The sequence below is a fragment of the Streptomyces cyslabdanicus genome (genome assembly GCF_052663305.1).
Genome location: NZ_JBQRUW010000079.1, coordinates 1 through 16,156, shown reverse-complemented (window position 1 = coordinate 16,156; position 16,156 = coordinate 1). Strand labels below are relative to the sequence as shown.

The 16,156-nt window shown below is 67.5% G+C and carries 14 protein-coding genes and 2 pseudogenes; 9 read left to right on the top strand and 7 right to left on the bottom strand.

Features of this window, described 5'->3' with window-relative positions; all coding sequences use genetic code 11:
• The first annotated feature begins 277 nt into the window (after positions 1-277).
• The 3 genes from ACTYVM_RS36115 to ACTYVM_RS36105 are packed head-to-tail and all read left to right on the top strand — an operon-like array spanning position 278 to position 2,926.
• A complete protein-coding gene (locus tag ACTYVM_RS36115; RefSeq protein ID WP_445529983.1) occupies positions 278-1,030 on the top strand; it encodes an ATP-binding cassette domain-containing protein in 753 nt (250 codons plus the stop codon).
• Positions 1,030-2,292 (top strand): hypothetical protein, encoded by a 1,263-nt coding sequence (locus ACTYVM_RS36110; RefSeq protein WP_445529982.1) that lies wholly within the window; start codon positions 1,030-1,032, stop codon positions 2,290-2,292. The genes ACTYVM_RS36115 and ACTYVM_RS36110 overlap by 1 nt, the downstream gene beginning before the upstream one ends.
• Entirely contained in the window at positions 2,285-2,926 is a 642-nt protein-coding gene (locus ACTYVM_RS36105; protein ID WP_445529981.1) for a hypothetical protein, read from the top strand. Before ACTYVM_RS36110 ends, ACTYVM_RS36105 begins: the two co-directional genes overlap by 8 nt.
• On the opposite strand, the gene ACTYVM_RS36100 is transcribed toward ACTYVM_RS36105, so the two are convergent.
• Positions 2,908-3,048, bottom strand: a complete 141-nt coding sequence (locus tag ACTYVM_RS36100) for a zinc finger domain-containing protein (protein ID WP_445529980.1) — start codon at positions 3,046-3,048, stop codon at positions 2,908-2,910. The two genes, ACTYVM_RS36105 and ACTYVM_RS36100, sit on opposite strands and share 19 nt — an antisense overlap.
• 345 nt (positions 3,049-3,393) lie before the next feature.
• Positions 3,394-4,350: a DUF5937 family protein gene (locus ACTYVM_RS36095; RefSeq protein WP_445529979.1), complete on the bottom strand. Its 957-nt coding sequence runs from the start codon at positions 4,348-4,350 to the stop codon at positions 3,394-3,396.
• Positions 4,351-4,416: 66 nt separating this feature from the next.
• Here ACTYVM_RS36095 and ACTYVM_RS36090 point away from each other — a divergent pair, with 66 nt between their 5' ends.
• From ACTYVM_RS36090 to ACTYVM_RS36080, 3 genes and pseudogenes are all read left to right on the top strand, one after another.
• On the top strand, positions 4,417-4,890 hold the full coding sequence (locus ACTYVM_RS36090; protein WP_445529978.1) for a cupin domain-containing protein: 474 nt from the start codon (positions 4,417-4,419) through the stop codon (positions 4,888-4,890).
• 275 nt (positions 4,891-5,165) lie between these two features.
• Positions 5,166-5,840 (top strand): SDR family NAD(P)-dependent oxidoreductase, encoded by a 675-nt coding sequence (locus ACTYVM_RS36085; RefSeq protein WP_445529977.1) that lies wholly within the window; start codon positions 5,166-5,168, stop codon positions 5,838-5,840.
• 52 nt (positions 5,841-5,892) lie between these two features.
• Positions 5,893-6,114: pseudogene (locus ACTYVM_RS36080) on the top strand (hypothetical protein); the annotation flags it as partial.
• A gap of 365 nt (positions 6,115-6,479) precedes the next feature.
• Here ACTYVM_RS36080 and ACTYVM_RS36075 read toward each other — a convergent pair.
• A complete protein-coding gene (locus tag ACTYVM_RS36075; RefSeq protein WP_445529976.1) occupies positions 6,480-8,315 on the bottom strand; it encodes a Tn3 family transposase in 1,836 nt (611 codons plus the stop codon).
• A gap of 103 nt (positions 8,316-8,418) precedes the next feature.
• On the opposite strand from ACTYVM_RS36075, the gene ACTYVM_RS36070 reads away from it, so the two are divergent.
• A complete protein-coding gene (locus tag ACTYVM_RS36070) occupies positions 8,419-8,802 on the top strand; it encodes a hypothetical protein (protein ID WP_445529975.1) in 384 nt (127 codons plus the stop codon).
• Between the two features lie 12 nt (positions 8,803-8,814).
• Here ACTYVM_RS36070 and ACTYVM_RS36065 read toward each other — a convergent pair whose 3' ends face one another.
• The 3 genes and pseudogenes from ACTYVM_RS36065 to ACTYVM_RS36055 all read right to left on the bottom strand — a co-directional run.
• Positions 8,815-10,071 (bottom strand): IS110 family RNA-guided transposase, encoded by a 1,257-nt coding sequence (locus ACTYVM_RS36065; protein ID WP_445529974.1) that lies wholly within the window; start codon positions 10,069-10,071, stop codon positions 8,815-8,817.
• 640 nt (positions 10,072-10,711) lie between these two features.
• The gene (locus ACTYVM_RS36060) at positions 10,712-11,119 is read right to left on the bottom strand and encodes a hypothetical protein (RefSeq protein WP_445529996.1); all 408 of its coding nucleotides are present in this window, start codon (positions 11,117-11,119) and stop codon (positions 10,712-10,714) included.
• A gap of 385 nt (positions 11,120-11,504) precedes the next feature.
• A pseudogene (locus ACTYVM_RS36055) lies at positions 11,505-11,906 on the bottom strand (DUF4158 domain-containing protein); the annotation flags it as partial.
• A 152-nt stretch (positions 11,907-12,058) separates the two neighbouring features.
• Between ACTYVM_RS36055 and ACTYVM_RS36050 the strand changes: the two are divergent.
• A complete protein-coding gene (locus tag ACTYVM_RS36050) occupies positions 12,059-12,634 on the top strand; it encodes a site-specific integrase (RefSeq protein WP_445529973.1) in 576 nt (191 codons plus the stop codon).
• 86 nt (positions 12,635-12,720) lie between these two features.
• Here ACTYVM_RS36050 and ACTYVM_RS36045 read toward each other — a convergent pair whose 3' ends face one another.
• Positions 12,721-13,434 (bottom strand): pentapeptide repeat-containing protein, encoded by a 714-nt coding sequence (locus ACTYVM_RS36045; RefSeq protein WP_445529972.1) that lies wholly within the window; start codon positions 13,432-13,434, stop codon positions 12,721-12,723.
• Positions 13,435-14,036: 602 nt separating this feature from the next.
• Between ACTYVM_RS36045 and ACTYVM_RS36040 the strand changes: the two genes are divergently transcribed.
• Positions 14,037-16,142, top strand: a complete 2,106-nt coding sequence (locus ACTYVM_RS36040) for an ISAzo13 family transposase (protein WP_445527459.1) — start codon at positions 14,037-14,039, stop codon at positions 16,140-16,142.
• The last annotated feature ends 14 nt before the right edge of the window (positions 16,143-16,156 follow it).

The following is a 16,156-nucleotide window of genomic DNA, read 5'->3' as shown; positions in this document are numbered from 1 at the left end:
TGGCCAAGAGTATGCAGGTCAGCCGGTTGTGACAGCTCGTCGGTCTGTCACAGTAAACCGCGCATTTACCGCGACAGCGGTCACGGCGACCTGCGGGAACGCTGCTCCGGGACAAGATCAGGTGTTTGGGGAGTCGAACCCGAAGTGGGGCGGAGTCGAGTGCACGTACGATCTTGAAAACATCATGTACACGTCTTGAGGGGCCTCGGTAGGCAGAGGCGATGTGACCGGGTGCCGCCCTCGGGCGGCACCCGGTCACGCATGTGAAAGGAACAACGTGGAACCGATCGCATCGCTGTCGGGAATCGCTCAGGGCTACGGCCGGCACCAGGTGATCAGTGGACTCGACTGGGATCTCGGCGTGGGGGTCTACGGACTTCTGGGCCCCAACGGTGCGGGAAAGACGACACTTCTCCGTACTCTTGCCACGGTTGCACCTCCCCAGGAGGGGGTCCTGGAGATCTGCGGCAGAAAGGTGCACTCCGAGCGGTCGGCGAGGGTGGCTCGCCCTATGATCGGCTACCTGCCTCAGGAATTCGGGTACTATCCGTCCTTTTCGGTCTACGATTTCGTCAGGTACAGCGCGTGGCTGCGCGGGGTTCCTGACGGTGAGGCCCACGGCGCGGCTCTGAAAGCAATCGCATCCGTCCTTCTCGACGGACGAGCGCAGGCCAAGATGAAGTCTCTCTCCGGTGGCATGTTGCGACGCGCAGGCATTGCCGCGGCAATCGTCGGCTCGCCGAGACTCCTACTCTTGGACGAGCCGACCGTTGGTCTGGACCCGGAACAACGCTTGCAGTTCCGTGAGCTGATCAGATCGTTGAAGGGCTCGGCGATCGTGCTGAGCACACACCTCGTCGAGGATGTGGCGGCTGTCTGCGACCAGGTCGTCGTCATGCGGTCCGGTAGGTTCCTCTTCCGCGGCACCCCCGAGGCCCTTGCGGGCAACACCCGATCGGGAGTGGCGGGCGACAGCCCGTTGGAGCGCGGATACATGGCGGCCTTGTCGGGGCAGGGGGAGCTCTCCTGATGCGTATTCTCGTGATGGAGTTGCGGCGCTCTCCCCTGCGATGGTGGTTCTCCGTCCTCGTCGCCCTGGATGTGGCGGTTCTTTTCGGACGGGCTCAATGGTGGATCGGCGTCTGGCCGCAGGCCAGCGCGGCGGCCCAGATACCCGCCTTCTATCTCGGCCCGTTCCTGGCGGCCTACGCCGCTTGGGCCTCCGGCCGGATCCATCGACTCGGCTTCGAGGACCAGCACACCGCGGGAACCAGGCCCAGATGGCAGGTCGAGGGAGTGCACATCGCGGCAGTCGCCGTTTACGGTGGCGGCGCCTACGTCGCGGGCGCCGTGGTTGCCGCGGCAGTCAGTTACCGTGACGCCGGACCCGGATTCCTGTGGCCCAGTTACCTGCTGCTGGGTGCTGCACTCATCGTTCTGTGCATCGCTGTCGGCCACATCGCCGGGCACTGGTTCCCGTCTGGTTTCGCCACCCCGGTCGTCTCCGGTCTGGCCTGCTTCGTGGCAGTGACGATGACCGGCGGCCCGTTGAAGGCCGGTTTGTTCGTACTCTCCGGCGCCCCCGCCGTGGAAGTGACTCCGGAGCGTCTTGCCATGCGATGGGGGCTGGCGCTCTCCGCAGTGGCCGTCGCCGTTCTCACGCCACGAAGGCTGCTCGGATACGCCGGCGCACGCGGGAAGCTGCTCGTCAGGCTGCTGGCCATCGGCAGCTCGGCGCTGGCCGTCGCGTGCCTGGCGGGCGTGCTCACGACAGGACCCGTGCAGACGGCGCGAGCGAATCCGAGTGCTCCGATGTGCACGCGTACCGAGCCGAAGATCTGCGTATGGCCCGAGGAGCGCATGTACATACCGCGGCTTGAGGCGATGGCGAGGCGCGTATCCGAACTTCCTCCCTTCATCAAATCCCCCTCGGTGTTCCACGAGGAAGGACTGAAGGGCGACGAGGCGCAGGACATCGACTTCTCGATCTTCGAAGGGTCCATGTGGGAGGTGGCCGACAGCATGTCCATCGCAATCTCCCGGGCGTCCACTCCGCCCTTCTGCCAGGCGGCGAACAGCAGCGCCGAAGACCGGCGCATGATGGCGTACTTCGAGCTTGATTCGTGGCTCGCAGCCCGGATCTCAGGCGCTGGGCAGCCGTCCGGCATTCACGGCGGGCCCCCTGGTGTCGACCAGGGAGCGATCGCAAGGCTAATCAAGCAGTCCGGGCCGGCACAGGAGGACTGGGCGAAGAAGCGGATAAAGGTGATCGAGGGTACGCGCTGTGCTTGATGTCCGCGAGTCGTGGATCCGGTACCTGCAGGCTCATCGCTTCCGCGGAATCGCCGTGGGCTGGGCTGTGGTGATCGCGTGCGATGTGGCGTTCGGGTCCGCCCGGCTCGATTTCCCCTTCAGCGGCGGCGGATCCTCCGCGACCCCTCTGAGGCATGAGATTCCCCTCGCCCTGGCTGTGATCACCGTAGGCGGCCTCGGCAGCGCCATGGACTCCCTGGAGGAGGCTGCGGCGAAGGGCTTCAGGCGAGTCGAGATCTCCTGCCTCGTCGGGGCCATCTCGGTGGCGGCGGTGCTGCTCGTCGCGGCAGAGGCGTTCGTAAGCCCCATGGACACCGTTCTGCTGCTCCTGAGAGGCTTGCTGATCTGGGTCGGGCTCGCCCTGCTGTCCGGGCGGGCATGGGGATGGAGATTTTCCTGGATCCTTCCTCTGGCCACCCTGTTCCCCCTGACGTACTGGCAGATCGACGGCCTGGGACGGTTCCGGTGGTGGGACTGGACGGATCAGCCCGGATGCTCGATTCCATGCTGGGGAATCGCAATCGGCAGCCTGCTTGTGGGCGGGGGCGCGATGGCACTGACTCCGTGGCGCGTCACCCGGTTGCGGCGCGTATTTCAGCGGAGCAGGTGGTAGGTGCCGGCGACCGCGCCGGAGCGCGAGCGGCACGGCGAGCCGGGTTCGGCCCGGCAGCGCGGGCAGAGGTGGCGCTCGACGTCGTCCGCGTCGCTCGGGGAGGCCTCTTGAGCGGCCGTCATGCCCGGGATGCTGTCACAAACGATTCGCAGAAGTGCTCTGAACCCGCCTATGAGTGAGAGCGGGTTCTGGGAACCGGATCAGTGCTTCGCGGTCGCTAGGTCGTCACGTTTGATCTTGCTCGGGCAAAGGACTGTTTGTGAGAGTCCAGGCGTCGCGCCGAGGGTTCCGGCTGCGGGGAACGCCGGTGCAGCGGATATCGGTGAAGATCATCAGTGGTCGGCGGGGACGGCTGGGGTCATCTGTTCGGGCTTCGAGGGCAGCGGCTTGCAGTCGGCGACGGCGTCGTGCGGGCCGCCCGCAGGGTTGGTTGCGGTAGGACTGCTCATCAGCAGCTCCCCGACCTGTCATGACCGCGGCGAGGCCGCGTCAAGGAGAGCACGTCCAGCCTTGGTGAGCTCGTGCGTGGCCGTGCGACCGGCCCGGCTGCTGTCGATCAACCCGGCGTCTCGCAGGATTGCAAGGTGTTCGCTGGCCGTCGGGGGAGTGACGCTCACCAGCCTGGCCACAACGGTCGTCTGCAGCGGAGTGGCGAGCGCGGCCAGGATCCTCGATCGGGTCATCCCCAGAAGCCGGTCAAGCGACCTCGGAGTGGGAGGTGCCGCCCATAGGTACCGCCCGGATGCCGGGTAATAGATCGCCGGTGTCCAGTGGTCCGAGGTGGTGCACTGTATCCGGTCGGTGATGAACAGCGACGGAACAAGAATGAGTCCCTCAGGGCAGTCGACGTCGACGTCGACGGTCTTTTCGACGGTGATGGTGTCGCCCTCGCACGCAGCAGAAGGGTGCAGGCGCGGAAGGACTGCGCGCAACCCCTCGCGGTTGACCTGGAGGGCCCGGTCCAGCATCTCGGCACGCAACGCCTGCCGCATGGACGGCCATTCCGGTTCGATAACTGCCTTCCAGAGGCGGCGCAGCGCATCGGCGGCCTCGGACCTGGTTCGGTCGGGGTCATCGAGCAATCGGCGGCCTATTTCTGCCCCGCGTCCCCTCGTAGCGTCGACCAGCTCGGCGTACGTCTGGTCCGCCGACGCGGCGAGGAGGGCATCCATGCCTTCCTCGAACGTTGGCTCACTGGACATCGGCGATGGGTCAAGGAAGTCGGGTCGATACGCGCCATCGGCCATGAAGACCGTGAGCGCCCTCAGGTCCGGGAGCGAGAGACGGCGACGGCGAAGCCACGGGTGGAACATCGGGTGACGCTGCGGTTCGGTCAAGAGCTGGGCAAGACTGACCACTTCGTGCATCGGCGACATCGCCCACCGCACGCTCGCAGCACCAACGCCCAATCGGTAGCGGATCACTCCACCATTGTTAGGCCACCGCCGAAGTGAGCGCGAGTAGAACGGCGAAGCACCGAGACTCGGGGCATGACCGACACGGAGTCGATTGCCCGGTGTTCCAAGGAGCCCGAGCGAGCCCAACAGACGCGAACGATCCGGCTGGGCGCCAGCGGGTCGACCATCGAAGTCCTCGCGGATCCGGCGGAGACCAGCGGGATCGTGAGCATCTACCGGTGGCGCATGTCACCCTCCAGCCGGGGACCTGCCCCGCACTTTCACACGACCTTCAGCGAGACCTTCATCGTTGCAGAAGGTGAAGTCGACTACTTCGATGGGCATGCCTGGCGAACACTGCTGCCTGGCGACACCGCGCATGCCGCGGTGGGTGACGTCCACGCCCTCCGGAAGGAGCGCGCCGAACCTGCCACCCTCCTGATGGCACTCTCGCCAGGTGTACCGCGGGAGGAGTACTTTGCACAGCTCGCCACTGTGAACGAGCGTGACCTGAACCGGCTTCACGAAGCCCACGACAACCATTTCATCGACGACTACGGACGGTGAGGGCACCGGCAACGGCATGTGCCCCGCCCCCCGCCCACCCCACTACCTGTATTGCGGTCGTAGAACTGCTCCCGCGCGTGAGCGCCACCGCCGAGCCGGGTCCGGAGACCGACTTCGTCCGCAGTGGTCCTCAAGGTGTTGGTGATCTCTGCCTGCGACCTGGTGCAGGCTGGCGAGGCGTTCACCGCGTTCGGCGCCAGCACCCTCGGCAAGACCGCGCTCACCGTCGCCTGATCCACCCCTTTCCCAACGGCTTCCCAGCAAAGGAATTCACTGTGCCCAGCATCGCCATCGTCGGAGCCGGCCCCGGTATGGGCCTGGCCATCGCCCGTACCTTCGGCTCCCACGGCTTCGACGTCGCTCTCATCGCCCGCAACCGCGACAAGCTCAACGACCTGGCCGGCCGGCTCGACGCCGAAGGCATCACCGCCGCCGTGTTCCCCGCGGACGTACTCGACCATGACGCACTCACCCAGGCGCTCAAGGACGCCGCCACCCGCTTCGGCGGCATCGACGTCCTGGAGTACTCCCCAGGCGGGAGTCTCGAATCCACGCCGCTCACCGCTCCGTCCGAGACCAACCCGTCCGATGTGCAGTGGGCGATGGACATCCTGCTCTACGGGGCCATTGCCGCCACACGGGCCGTGCTGCCCGTAATGCGCGAGGCCGGCGCCGGCACCCTGCTCTACACCAACGGCGCCGGCTCGGTCGACCCCACTCCGATGCTCGGCAACCTCAACGCCGCCCAGGCCGCGCTGCGCAACTGGGTACTCAGCCTGCACAAGGAACTGGCCGACACCGGCGTCCAGGCCGCGCACGTCGCCATCGGCGTGTGGATCGGCACGGGCGGCCCACCCGGAGTACCGGCGGCCTCGGCCGAGGAGGTCGCCCCCCTCTACTGGGACCTGCACATGCAGCGCGACGAAGTCGAACGCGTCTTCACCGTGTGACGCCGTCCCGGCCCCCCGTCCCACCATCGTTGATCTCTGATCCGCCAGTACGGTGGTGGCCGGCCTCGGTACCTTGGGACAACCGATTGCGACAGGAAGTACTGAAGATGGCCAAGCTGTAGAGCCTGGACTCGAACACGCCGGTGTTCGCACAGTTCAAGGAGGAGACCGGGCCCATCGCCTGGCTAACACCTTCTTGGTTCCGAAGGAGAGGACCGAGGCGTTCCTGACCCTCTTTCGGAGGCGGGCGGAGTTCATGACGGCTCAGCCGGGATTCGTCTCCCTGCAGATGCACAAGGGAACGGCGGGCAGTCGACTTCTGATGAACGTCGCGGTCCGGGAGCCGATCGAGGCTCTTGCCACGACGTTCGGCAGCCTGGAGTTCCAGCGCATGGCTGCCACGTTCCCCGACGACGTTGTGTCGTACCCGCACATCTTCGAGCGGGTCGACGTATGGCACCGGAGCTGTAGAAGCGTCACGGTGCTCGTTAGCGACCCCGCCCTGCACGGCACCCTCGCCACTCGCTCGGCCAGCGACACTCCTGACGAACGCTCCATGCCCATCCCCTCCTCAAACCATGGCCAGGCCCTCCCCGGCCCGGCATTTCACCCCGGGAACGACGCCAGGCGGACAGGTCTTCAGGATGCCGACCCGGCCGCACCGTCCGCAGCCGACCGTGCGGTTTCCGCCTCGGGCACGGTGCGGGGGCCGGGCACCGCGGCCGTGGCGGCGGCGAGGTCGAGATGGGAGTTCATGTCCAGCTCGAAACGGCCGTAGGGGTTCACGTGGGTCCAGAACAGCGGGGACAGGGCCCGTCGGTCGGCGTCGGTGAGCCGCTTGTGCCACTTCTCCTCGCTCAGGATGTCCTGGAGGAGCAGGGTGTTGACGTGCACCAGCGCGGACTGGAGCAGGTGCAGGGCGAGCATGGACACCTCCTGGGACTCCTTGTCGGAGCCGGTCAGGTCGCCGTCCTTCCCGTAGAACAGGTCGTGGTTGGCGCTGTTCCAGTTCTCCACGACCTGGAGCCCGTCGTTGATCTCGCGCCGCAGGTCCGCGTCGGCGAGGTAGTCGCAGATGAACGCCGTGCGCACCGCGCGGCCCAGTTCCTCGATCGCGCGGTAGGTGGGGTGCTTGGGCCCGCCGCGGGTGAAGCGGCGCAGGACCTGCTCGGCCTCGGCGGTGCCCAGGCGCAGGGCGGTGGTGTACTTCACGATCTGGTCGTACTGCTGGCGGATCAGGTCCCAGTCGATCGTCTTGGTCGACAACACCGGCGCCAGGTTCGGCCACTTCTCGTCCTCCCCGGCCGCTGGCCGGTACAGGCGTGCCGAGCCGACGTTCTTCAGCCTGGGCAGCAGGTTGAAGCCGAGCATGTGGGCGAAGGCGAACCCGACGATGGAGGCGCCGTGCGTGTCGGTGTACTGCCGGTCGATCTCCACGTCCGTGCAGTGCCGCAGGACGCCCTCGATCATCGCGGCGACCTCGGAGGCCGAGCAGGACTTGAGCTGGCTGTAGACGCACAGCGACTTCTTCTCGACGTGCCAGTAGATCATCACCCCGGGCCCGCGGTACCGCTGGTGCCACTCGGTCATGAAGTTGCTGGACCAGGAGCCGAACTTCTTGGAGTCGCTCGCGCAGGCGGTGCCCTCGCCCCACCACGCCGCATCGCGGGCGGCGAAGGTGGCGTTGACCAGCCGCACCAGCGCCGCGCGCAGGTTGGTCCGGTTGAAGAACAGGTGCCGTACCCGGCGCAGGACGGCCTCGCTCTCGCCGTGCTTGCCGGTGACCGCGACCCGCTTGATGCCCATGTTCGTCCCCAGCGCGAACAGCACCAGCAGCAGCCGGCGCCGCAGCACCGCCTTCGGGACCGCCTCCCTGCTGGCGACCGAGGTGAACTCGCCGGTGAAGCCGGTGGCGAACTCGGCCTCCTTGAGGATGTCGATCAGGTCAATGGTGCCCCAGCGGCGTTCGATCTCCGCCTTCAGCGCGACGAGGTTCTCCGGCTCCTCCTGCTTGCCCAGCGGCGAGACCTTGATCCACGGCTCGCCGTGCCGGCGGACGATGTCCACCCCGCCCGTGGTGCCCAGCTCGAGCGCCGTGTCGAAGCGGGTCAGGGCCTCGCGCAGCCTCTTCTCCAGGGCCTCGATGAACTTCTCCGGGTCCTGCGGCTGACGGATCGCGTCGTAGTGCACATCGCGGTTGTCCTCGAAGTCCGGTGGCAGATCGTCCTCCGGGTTCTGCCACCGGTTCGCACCCGGCACCCAGATCTCGCGGCGCCGCAGCGCGTCCCGCAGCGCCACGAGCACGCACAACTCGTACGGGATGCGCTCGACCCGGCCGCGCTCATCCACGACCGCCTTATGCCACTCCTCGCGCACCACCCCGGCCAGCGGGATCTTCTCCGCCTCGTCGAAGAACGCACCCTCCTTCGCGATGGGCTGATCCAGATACCGCTTGAGCAGGTCGATCGCGTCCATCACCGGCCGGTAGACACCTCAGGCGGTTAGCGAGTCAAGTCGGCTGCTGGAGGCGGTCGAACAGGCGATTCCTTGCTCAGGGGAGGAGTGGGATGATCTCGCTGTGGAGACTCCTGATTCCTCGTTTCGCCGGCGCCTTCTGATCGAGGCGCTGGCGGTCGTGGCGGCGCCTGCGCCGGACCAGACGACGTGGTTGGAGAAGCACGGTGTCATGACGGACGACATTGCCCTCGACTTTGATCACGCGTTCCGCATGGCCGAGCGCCTCGTGGAGGAGGGGCTCCTCGGCCGTGACGCGCTGCCCGACCTGCGGATGATCGATTCGATCTTCGACGAGATGACGTGTGACGAGACCAAGAACCGATGGACGACAGCGGCTCTCGGCAGCGACCCCGGGTGGTGCCGTGTTCGCGGGTTGGCGCAGAACGTTCTCGCCCGGGAAGGCGTGGACGCCTCGGTGTTGCCAGACATTTGTGTTATCCGGTAGAGACCTGGTGGTTCAGGCCGCAACTGCCTGTGCGGCGACACCCCCCTCGGGGAAGGCCACGGCCTCGTCATAGGTCCGGTTGTGCTGGAGGCAGTGGTAGAGCTGGCCGAGCATGCGGTTGAAGAGGTTCCTTTGGGCGGCAGCGTGCCAGTCTCCGTGGTCGTCGCGGCGCCGACGGTAGTGGGCCTTTGCGCCGGGCGAGGCAGTGATGGAGGCGAAGGCCCAGAGATAGCCCGCGTGGCTGAGACGGTCGTTCTTCACCCACCTGCGGGTGATGCTCGACTTCTTGCCGGAGGCCCTGGTGATGGGCGAGGCGCCGGCGTATGCTTTCAGGCTGCGGGCGTCCGCGAAGCAGGTCCGGTCGTCCCCGATCTCGGCGAGCACCCGGGCGCCGAGTTGGACGCCGAGGCCGGGGAAGCTGAGGATGATCTCAGCGTCCGGGTGCTGAGGGAAGGCCTCTTCGACCGCCTCGGCGAGGTCGTCGGTGGCGGTGCAGGATGCCTCCAACTGGACCAGGAGCGCGAGCATTTGCTTGCCCAGCGCGTCCTCGACCAGCGGTGGCTGGTGGGCCCATTCGGCGCGGAAGACGTCACGGAGTCGTTCGGCTTCGGCCGCGATGCCTCGCTTGCGGCCGGCCCGTTTGAGTGCGGCTTCCAGCTGTGTGCGGGTCAGCCGTGCGGCCCGGGTCGGGGTCGGGGCCGCCTTGAGGAGCTCTCGGGCTTCCGGCCGGCACAGGCCGTTGCGCCAGGGCTCGAAGGCTGTCAGGGCAGACGGGTAGTACTCCCGCAGCAGCGAGCGGAGCTGGTTGGAGAGCTGTTGGCGGTTCCACAATGAGTCCTGCTGAGCGCGGGCGAGGACGGCGATGGCCCGGCCGAGGTCGCTGTCGCCTGGCAGCGGCCGGTGGGCGTGCATGTCGGTGCGCAGGATGTTCGCGAGTACCAGGGCGTCGCCGGGGTCGGACTTCTTGCGCGAGACCGAGTGGCGGTCGCGGTAGCGGGCGGCGGCCATCGGGTTGATCGCGAACACCTGCCGCTTGCCGGTTCGCAGGACGGCCACGAGCAGGCCTCGGGAAGTTTCGATCGCGACCGGGATCGGCTTCTCCGCGGTGTCGCCGTACTCGACGAGCAGGTCCAGCAGGATCTTATAGCCCGCGGCGTCGTCGGTGATGTGCCGCTTGGCCAGTAACTGGCCGCTGTCGTCGACCAGAGCGACGTCATGTGTGCGCTCGGCCCAGTCGATGCCGCAGTAGATCAAGATGTTCCTCCCCATAGTGCAGTTGACACAGGTCACGAGCTCATGCGGGCCACGCAGCGACCTAATCCCAGGACTCGGCACGAGGGCCGGTCCGCCACCTCAGTAGCCGTTCGTGGCACCAGCTCACCCCACGGGCCTCGGTCTATCCGGGAGCTCAGACGGCTCGGGCTAATCAAGAGGTCACCATGCGGCGGGCTCGCACCACCAACACCAACGAGTGATCAAGGCGCGAGTGTTGACGTCCGACGGCACCGGACGCCACCGCTCTGTGGGGAGGCATCAAGGCCAGGGTGTCGCCAGATTTCCGCCCGGCGCCGACGGGCACCAACACTCCACGAAGCACGAACAGGCTGGCCACGAAGGCGCCGGGCACCACCGCTCTAGCGAAAGGTGTCGACGCCGGGTCTAGCGAAGGCATGCACCCGGCACCCACGTGACCAGCCTGCTCGCATCTCGGTGGTGGCGGCCGTGAAGGCGCCGGACGCCGCACGGTCTACCGGGAGGCGTCGGGGCCCGGCGGTATTCAGGCATCCGCCCGGCGCCCACGCGATCGCCACCACCGAGAACGTCAGGATCGAGTCGCCGTCCGCCTGGCCACCACCACTCGAACAGGCCGCCGGGCTATCCGTCCTGCCGGACCGTTCTTAACTCCGGATTAGGCGGTGTTGTTGCACTTCAGCTCCAGCGCGTTCAGCAGCGGCGAGAGCATCCGCCGCCAGTGGTTGGAGTACGACGAGCGCAGCACCGTACGCACCCGGGCCCGGTAGCGGGCCTCGTTCGCCGCGGCCTCCGCCGCCAGCGCCTTCAGCGTGGACTCACCGGCCACCGGATAGATCACCTTGCGGACCGTGCCCCCCGGCTCCGCGACCGCCGCCTCCGCCAGCCTCAGCAGGATGCCCTCCTTGCCGCGGACCCGCTTGAGCTCCTTGTTGAACTCGCCCTCGACCTTCTTCTCCGCTCGCGTGTTGATCTTCTGCACGAGCTGGATGAACAGCTCCACCAGCGAGTCCGTGATCTCCGTCTCCCGCACGTGGCACAGCGAGGCCAGCAGCGTGTACCGCACCGGCCACCGCCCGCAGGTCCGAGGGGTACTCCTTCGACGCTCGCGCCCGCCAGGCGGCCACCAGCTTCTCCGACACGTCCCCGAACAGCTCCGGCGGCAACTCCAGCGCCCGCACTCGCTGGAGCTTGTTCACCTCCGCCAAAAGGCTATCCAGCCCCAGCGCGCCAGGATCGGCCTTCAGCTCGGTGAAGAACGTGCCCCCGCCGCCCGCGCTGTCCTCACTCGCGCCGGCGTCCTCGGCGATCAGGTCGTCCAGCCGGGACCGTGTCGCCGCGGACAGCCGCCCCACCGTGGTCGAGCAGAACCGTTCCTCGAAGGTGTGGACAGCCTTGCCCACCAGCCGAGCGATCTGCCCCGGCGCGGGCGGCTCCAGACGGTCGTTGCGGCAGCGGGCCACCACCCCCTCCGCCAGCCTGTCCCGGTTCACCTCCACCCCGCACAGCTCCACCGCCAGCCACCCGGCTAGCTGGGCCTGGTCCTCCTCCGTGCACTCGCGGAAACCGAACGCGCCCCGGATCTCCACCCGGTGCCGCTTGATCGCCCGCCCCGCCCAGTCGTACGCAGCCCACTCCTCCGCCGGCACCTTCACCTGCTGGGCCACGTACGCCACCGCCGGCGCCGGGATCTCCTCGGCGGTCTCCGGAAACCGGGCCTCCACCTCGAAGAACTTCAGCACCAGCGCGAACCCCAACCGGTTCGCCCCTGACTTGTTCCGCAGCCGCTCCTGATCCTCCTCCAGCAGCGTCCAGACCTCGATCAGGTCCTCCTGCTCCCACTCCTGCTGCACCCCGCGCTCCCTCCGGTCGTCAGGACACGACCAACCTGTTGGAGCGTCACCATGGAGAGGACGAGAAGATCAAAACCGCTGACAAGCACACCCCTGATCTGCTGCAGAGAGCTACTTGTCACTTCGTCGTAGCTTCGGGAGAACAGGGCCATATGGAGCGGATCGTCCGTACCCTGCCGGACAACCTGTCCGGCGTGCGCGACCTGTCGATGATGACCATGCACTTCGCCATCGCCGGACGCGAACACGAGGTCGGATGGCTCCGTGAACGGCACATCGCCGAGGACCCCGAGGGCCGGGGCCTGATCGTGGACGTGCGGACCAGCAAGAACTACCCCCGCGTGGCCCGGGTCCCCTACGGCTCACGCGCCCACCTCTGCCCCGTCCGGGCCTGGCGCCGCTGGCGTGACCAGGCTGGCATCGGCGCCGACCCGGACGGGTTCGCCTACCGCCGCCTGCACTCCCGCCACCACACCGTCATCGACCAGGGCCTCGACGCCGAGGCCGTGGGCGACGTCATCACCCGGCTCGGCGAGCGCGCCGGCCTCGACATCAGGCCCACCGGGCACAGCCCGCGCCGCGGACTGGTCACCGAGTCCTCCCGCGCGGGCAACCCCGACGCCGTGGCGGAGAAGCAGGGCAGATGGGCCAAGGGCTCGAAGGTGATGCGCCGCTATCGCGAGGACGACGACGGGTTCACTGAGAACGCCCTGCACGGCGTGCTGTAGAAGCCTGTCATGGAACCCGAATTGGCCGGTCAGCATTGGGAACTGGTGGGGCCGTCGGCCCGAAGCTGGAGCATTCAGCTCGGCAGTCAGGAAACCGGGGCAGGGAGCACTGACAGATCCGCCCCGGAACCTTGCACGCGATACCGGCCGCCCCCGATCGGCAATGACCGTTGCCGCATCAACGCGGCAACGGCATCCGGCCATCGTGTCCGCTCAGACCACGTCATGTCCACGAACATCGAGTGGGTCAGATCTGCGCCGTACAGGTTCGCGCCGGTCAGGTCCGCGCCGCGCAGGTCTGTGCTGCGCAAGTGCGCGCCGGTCAGGTCTGCGCCGTGAAGGTTCGCGTTGGTCAGGAACGCGCCGCGCAGTTCCGCGCCGGTCAGGTCCGCGCCGCGCAGGTCCGCGCCGGCCAGGCGCGCGTAGAGTTCCGCGTTGGTCAGGTTCGAGCCGCGCAGGTCTGCGCCGCACAGATCCGCGCGGTTCAGGTTTGCGCCGCGCAGATCCGCGCAGTACAGGTTTGCGCCGCGCAGCTTCGCGCCGGTCAGGTCTGCGCCGTGAAGGTTCGCGTTGGTCAGGTTCGCGTTGGTCAGGTTCGCGTTGGTCAGGTTCGCGTCGGTCAGGTTCGCGCCGCGCAGATCCGCGCCGCGCAGATCCGCGCCGTTCAGCGGACGGCCTTGAGCGCCGCCCGCCAGGAGCACCCGGGTCCACCAGTTGGAGGCCTGAATGCGCAGCCACGGCCGGGGAGGGCGGGCAGTCACGGCGAGACGGCCAAGGAGGGTGTCAGGGCGCGTCTTCACGGACCTCCCCCTCCTCGAGTGTATGGGGTACGTGCGACAGTGGCTGAGCTGCGGCTGGCCGACTAGGCCGAGCTGGCTTGGAAACGGGCCCCGGTCCAACCTCCACTCCGGAGAGGACCCCTCGGATTGTGGCGGGGGCACCAATGCCGAAGATGAAGGCCGGCCATGGCCCACTGATCTGATCATGCGCGGCGGTGGCCACCAGGGATCCCAGCGCGAGCCCGGCGGCCAGCACGAACAGTCTCGGCCACAGCTCGCCCTCTCTACGCCACGGCCAGGTGTACCCGGCCGACACGACAGCCGCAGATAGAGACAGCACCGAGGCCGCCCCACCGCCTGCCAAGCCCCACAGCGCCGCCTCCCACCAGATCATCCTCTGACGATAGCCGCCCAAAGCAGCCATGTGCAGGGACAGTTACAGCCTTGTGAACCCCGGATCCGCGGCTGCCACACCCTCGGATTGAGCCGGCTCCAACTCGACTTCCTGGCCACCGACGGAGACCGAGGGCATGTTGCCCACGCTGTTGGACACCCTTGCTGGACAGACAGAAGCTGTAAAGAATCAAGGTGTTGCTTCTCGTCTGTGGGCTCGTTGCCTTGGTATGGCGGTTCCAGAGGATGTCTGCTCCCAACTCCGTTGCAGATTCGCCGTGTTGTTGCCGCATCTGAACGAGAGACAGCGGCGACTGGCCCTGGCGACGGAGGCCCGGCTGCTCGGGCACGGCGGCATACGCACGGTGGCGCGGATCGCCGAGGTCAGCGAGACCACCGTGCGCCGGGGAGTGTCGGAACTCGATGCGGGTGCCGGGTTGCCCAGCGGTCGTATCCGTGCGCCGGGTGGTGGCCGCAAGCGGGCCGAAGAGATCGATCCTGCACTGTTGAAGGCGTTGCTGGGGCTGGTCGAGCCGGACGAGCGGGGTGATCCGGAATCTCCGTTGCGGTGGACGACGAAGTCCCTGCGCAATCTGGCCGAAGAGCTGAGCAGGCAGGGGCACCCGGTGTCCGCGCCGACGGTGGGCCGGCTGCTGCGGCAGGAGGGCTTCAGTCTGCAGGCGAACGTCAAGACCCTCGAAGGCGCCCAGCACCCGGACCGGGATGCTCAGTTCCGCTACATCAACGAGCAGGTCAAGCAGCACCAGGCCGACGGCGAGCCGATGATCAGCGTGGACACGAAGAAGCGGGAGCAGATCGGGCGGCTGCCGATGGCTGGGCGGGAGTGGCGCCCGAAGGGCGAGCCGGTTCAGGTCGAGGACCACCACTTCTTCTTCAGCGGCCCGGATGTGCAGCAGGCGATCCCGTACGGGATCTACGACATCACCCGCAACACAGGCTGGGTCAACGTCGGCGTCGACCACGACACCTCCGTCTTCGCCGTGGAGTCGATCCGCCGCTGGTGGCAATCACGAGGCAGCCTCGACTACCCCCACGCCACCCGGCTGCTGATCACCTCGGACGCAGGAGGCTCCAACGGCTACCGCTACCGGGTCTGGAAGAGTGAACTGGCCGCCCTGGCCGCAGAGACGGGCCTGAGCATCACGGTGTGTCACTTTCCTCCGGGTACCTCGAAGTGGAACAAGATTGAGCACCGGCTGTTCTCGCACATCACCCACAACTGGCGTGGGCGCCCGCTGACCAGCCACGAAGTGGTCGTCAAGACGATCGCAGCGACCCGCACCCGCGGCGGTCTGCGCGTCGAAGCCGTCCTCGATACCGATGACTACCCCACCGGCATCGCCATTAGCAAAGAGCGTTTCCAGGCCCTACCGCTGGAACGGCATGCCGTCCATAGCACCTGGAACTACACCCTCCACCCTCAAGACGCCTCCGACGCTGCCGCCCCGGCTCCCGTCGGCGAGGCGGGCGGCCCCGCCCGGCGCCGCCAGGCCATGTTGCACCGCCTGGCCGATGAGCGGCTGACCGGCCTGAGCAGCGCACGGCTTGAGGAACTCGCCACCGCCCTGGCTCCGGCGCAGGCCGCCCGCGCCCACCAGCGATACAGCGAACAACGCGGCGGCCGGGCCCGCCGCGCGACTGGCAAGCTGCGAGGCAGCAAGCCCCTGTTCGATGATGCCGCCCGCCTGCTGCTGACACTCCTCTACCAGCGCCAGGTGTGCTCCTTGAACGTGCTCGCCGACCTGCTGGAGGTCACCGCCACCTGCATCGCCGACCACGTCAAGGAGACCCGCGAAGTCCTCGAAGACCACGATCACGATCCCGGCGTGGCCGCCGTCCGCTTCCCCACCACCGATGCCCTGCTCACCTTCCTGGACAGCGATCAACGACCGGCCCGATACGGGATCATCGAGCGGCTGTCGCATCCCGTGCTGACTGGTCTCACCCGAGACGAACTGCACCAGCTCACCCAGCGGCTCGCTCCACGGCAGACCGCCCTGGCCGAGCGCCTCGGCCATCAACGACGCGGCGGCCCGCGCCAGCCCGGTACCCGCAGCGGCGTCTTCCCCCAGAAGATCAGCAACAGTGAACGCGTCCTGCTGACCATCCTCTACATGCGGAAGCTGTGCACACTCGACGTCCTCACCGAGGCACTCGGCGACGTCTGCCGATCCTCGACCGGCAATGCCGTCCGCGAAACTCGCCCCCTCCTCCAGCAGGAAGGACACACCCCTGTCCCCGCACCTACCCGCTACCGCACCGCGGACGAACTCTTCGCCGCAGTCCCACCGGATAGCGACACGCCAACAGGTTGATTCTTTACAGCTTC